Source organism: Acidithiobacillus sp. TH-A67 (assembly GCF_057473545.1).
Genome location: NZ_JBYCKU010000052.1, coordinates 1 through 3,834, shown reverse-complemented (window position 1 = coordinate 3,834; position 3,834 = coordinate 1). Strand labels below are relative to the sequence as shown.

4 protein-coding genes are annotated in these 3,834 nt (G+C 54.5%); all 4 read left to right on the top strand.

All coding sequences use genetic code 11. From position 1 onward, the window contains the following. Positions 1-1,257: hypothetical protein (locus AC2VNM_RS08140; protein ID WP_486913123.1), on the top strand; the 1,257-nt coding region annotated here is incomplete at its 5' end. Positions 1,258-1,536: 279 nt separating this feature from the next. After that, positions 1,537-2,220, top strand: coding sequence for a lysozyme inhibitor LprI family protein (locus tag AC2VNM_RS08135; protein WP_483166812.1), 684 nt, complete (start codon positions 1,537-1,539; stop codon positions 2,218-2,220). Positions 2,221-2,312: 92 nt separating this feature from the next. Next, positions 2,313-3,356, top strand: a complete 1,044-nt coding sequence (locus AC2VNM_RS08130) for a lysozyme inhibitor LprI family protein (protein WP_483166811.1) — start codon at positions 2,313-2,315, stop codon at positions 3,354-3,356. 237 nt (positions 3,357-3,593) lie between these two features. After that, on the top strand, positions 3,594-3,743 hold the full coding sequence (locus AC2VNM_RS08125) for a hypothetical protein (protein WP_483166810.1): 150 nt from the start codon (positions 3,594-3,596) through the stop codon (positions 3,741-3,743). Positions 3,744-3,834 lie beyond the last annotated feature (91 nt).

Sequence of the window (3,834 nt, the reverse complement as noted above, 5' to 3'; positions counted from 1 at the left end):
GAGGGCGTCAGCGCGATGGATTGCAGTAAGGCGAGAAGCCCCACAGAAAAGGCCATCTGTGATGATCCAGAGTTGATAAAATCGGATAGACAGCTGAACTGCGACTACCGGTCTTTTCTGGACGAATACCAGAAAAAAGGAAACCACGATTGCTTGCTGGAAGATGAAGCGGCCAGGCAGAAATCTTGGTTGCAGGAACGGGATGCCTGTGGAAACGATGTGAATTGCATCAAATTTGCATACGCGGATCGCACCAATCAGATTAGATCGTATGCATCGGTATGCGTGGTCATCAACGACGCGTCTGAGAAGTATTTGGGGCGAGCTTGCTACAAGCCCGCACTTCCGACCGCGCCAACAGCAGTGGCAACATCTCTACCGGTAAATCAAAAGTCAAAGAACGATTGTTCTCCGAGGTATAAAATAGACTTTAGTGTGACCAAAAATGGTGAGGGAGATCGAGTTATAAATGGATATATCCCAGGTTATTATAAAGCGGACATCAAAATACAGTCTGGCCCCGATGCTGGTGCCCTGAAGGCTCGCCCTGTGCCGCTGGCTACAGCAGAGGCTCTCGCACGGGCGAGAAAAGCCGCCATAAAAAGTGGCGTCACCATCGATACGGGATTGGATCTCGCTCAACAGAGTGAATCGGGCCTACGCAACATAATGACGAGTTACGTGCAAAGGCATGGTAATCCCGAAGGGGCGTCTATCGATGGAATATTCCGGCAAGTGCGCCCATTTTTAGCGAAAGGGGGGCGTCCTGGACCACAGGGAGACGCCGCATATCACATGATTCTTGGTCGGGAGCCCGTCCTGACGCGTGCGGATGTCGAACTGATGCGCGACTCTATGCGCGAGTACAACGTGCGCCTTGCCGAGGAAAACTACAATCAATATAACAACGACGGGAGAAAGTTTCAGGAACTTCCGGAGGAGGCGCAGACGCTTTTGTTGGATTGGGTTTGGAATTTCGGTAGAGCTGATGACGTTCACGGAAAAAATGCTTATTCCCCAGATAAAGAAAAGGAAAGAGAAAGTTCTGGAATGGTTTATCGGGCGCCAGTCGCCAAGAAGACCCGGTATGAATTCTGGACCTTGGTCTACGCCAATGACTGGAAACGACTGGCTGAAAAACTTAAGAGTGCCGACTTTCCACTGCGCACCAGGAGTTACGACGAGAGATATCGTGCGCGTGGACGCTTGCTCGATCGGGCACTGCAGCGTGGCTGGCCAGACAGTTCGGCTTGTTGATTGAGATCCAGAAGGAGAAAGGAAATGAAGAAATTGGCACTTGCAGTCGTGATTTCATGGCTGGCATCAAATACCGCCTGGGCAAAATCCGTCGAGGATTTGCCCAATACACAGGTCTACGACTCCTGTTCGGAGGGGCCTCGCGTCTGGCACGTTATATGTAAGGCGTCCGAGGGACATCATAAAAGGTCAGCTTTAGAGGAAAAGCTCTTAGATGAATTATTTCAATACTTCGGATATGTAGCATCGGCCTACACCCATGTCCTGGAAGATTTGCCCATGGACAGCCCGCAGCAGAAGGCCATGATTGCCGAGCAAAAGGCCTATCTCGACGGCATGGACGACTGCGGCAACGATCTGAAATGTATTTTGCGGGCAGAAAAGAGGCGCCTGGATGAGTTGAACGCCTTGCGTAGAAAGCTCGAAAAGCCTCTGCCGGATGCCGAGATGCAACGTCTGACGAAGGGCTGGAAGATCGGGCGCGAGAGCCTGTATGACCGTCTGGTAGATGGTTTCAGCATCTATCCGCTGCGTCAGGTCACCCTCGCCGATGGCCGCACGGTACAGTGGGGATTTGCGCCACACGCCGCCATGGTGCAATCGGTGGCTTTGCTGGGACCCGATGGCCATCTTCAGGCCCTTGCCGCAGCCAATGATCTCTATCGCTCCCAACTCCCCTCTACAGTGAAATCTGTGCCGGAATTCCGAGTGTTTCTGCCGGATGCCCAGCGGAGTTCTGCGGTATTGGGCATCCTGCGCAGCTGGGCGGTGGCAAGCAGTTTGGGTTTTTCTATCGATTGTGCGGCCAAGGACCGGGGTGCCTGCAATAAAGCCCTTGTCAGCCTGCCGCCGCCAACGGTCTACGACTTGCGCTGCCTTCAGAAGCGGCTGGTGGCGGCCTGCGCTGTGCCGGGAGACGGAGCAAAAGGCAGCCTCCAGGAGGTGAGTCTATTTTGGCAATAGGATCGGCAAGCACGTTTGATGCAGGGGATAGGGCCTATCCGACAGCGGCGCTGTTTTGCCTTGTTCAGCGAGTTTTCCTCACGGAGGAATGAATGAAACGCATGGGTCTCGTATTCTGGCTACTCGCCCTCTTCCCCCCGGTCCTGCAGGCTGCCCCTGCCTCCGTGACTGCGGAGACTCTTGCGGGGAAATCGAGTTCGCCCGGTTTAGGGCCAGACACTTATACCCTTGTTCTCAAGCAAGGCGGCAAAACTGTCGTTTCCCGAAAGGACGATACGCAAGGCGGTCGTGTCCCAGAGGTACAGACCTTTCCCACGAAGTACTGCGGAGTTCCGGCCCAGGTGGTTGTTTTATGGGCCGAGCACAATAACGCCGAGTGGGGCGGAGATCTCTATGACTTTTTGATCTTTAATCCGCAAAACTGGGCCCTTGTAGATGAATTCCAACAGTCCGATGTAATGGATAAAGAAAGCGGCAAATGGAATTCTCACGCCGACGCTGATCATACCATTGCCATATTACGCGCAGGCCGCTATTACGGGCCCCGGTGCAGAATCTTTGACCTCTACACCAAGCCCCTGTCTGCCAAGGGCCCTTCCTTCGACTGCAAAACGGCGAGCAACCGAGCCGAAGAAATGGTGTGCAAGCACCCCAAACTCGCTGCTCTCGATCGAGCGTATGGGGCAAGGCTGCGGGACCGACTCTTGAAGGTGCCTGCCGCGGAGCGACAGAATGCGGCCAACGGCTATTACTGGGATATGGGGATTCGGGATAACAGTGCGATGAGCGTGAAAGACTTGGCAGCCGCCTATCGGGATGCGCTAGGTACAGACTCAGCCCAGTACTTTGCGGAGAAACAGCCAGCGCAAGCTGCCCACGCTGCCTGCGAAAAGGCCCATACCCCCAGCGAAAAGACGGTCTGCGCCAATTCCAAACTCAAAACCCTGGATGAGCAGTTGGCCCAGGCCTACCATCAGGCTTTTGCCCGGACCCAGTCCCATTCCCCCGAACGTCGCGAGTTGATCCAGGCCCAGCGTAACTGGCTCAAGACCCGCGATACCTGCAAGGCCGATGTGCCCTGCCTGGAGCAGGCTTACCGTAATCGTATCCAGAGGCTAAGCGATCATGTGCGTTAGATGGTTGCTCGCCATTTCCTTGTTGTTTTTCAGCACCGGTGCTGCTGTGTCCCTCGCAGCGCCAGCCGACCAATACGACTGCCCCGCGCTGGCCGAGTCGAAGTATTGGTATGGGGATTTACCGAGCTCTGCAACAAGGACCCCCAAACGCCTTTCCAAAACATCTGTTGGGTAGACTATAACTACAAACCGAAAGATTGGCTGGATATTCCGTCGCTTTTGGATAGCACTGTGCAAGTGAGTTTTCGTAGGGATCTACTGCAGGCGGGCAAGAACACCCCCTACTGCAAAGCCCTTATCGATACCCAGGGGCCCTACGAGCGCAAGCTCATTGCCTGTGGCAAGAATGGGCCTTGTGTGGTCCAGGTGATGAGTGACCGATCGTAACCGCTCAAACGGCACCGTACTTTCCGGGCTGGCTGGCGAGCTCTAACCTGCTTTTGTTTTCACTGAGCAGGAGTGCGATATGAACCCGCGA

What these genes read in the sequence shown, in the direction of transcription:
- AC2VNM_RS08135 (WP_483166812.1), top strand. Translation starts at nt 1,537, where the DNA reads ATGGACAGCCCGCAGCAGAAGGCCATGATTGCCGAGCAAAAGGCCTAT.
- AC2VNM_RS08130 (WP_483166811.1), top strand. Translation starts at nt 2,313, where the DNA reads ATGAAACGCATGGGTCTCGTATTCTGGCTACTCGCCCTCTTCCCCCCG.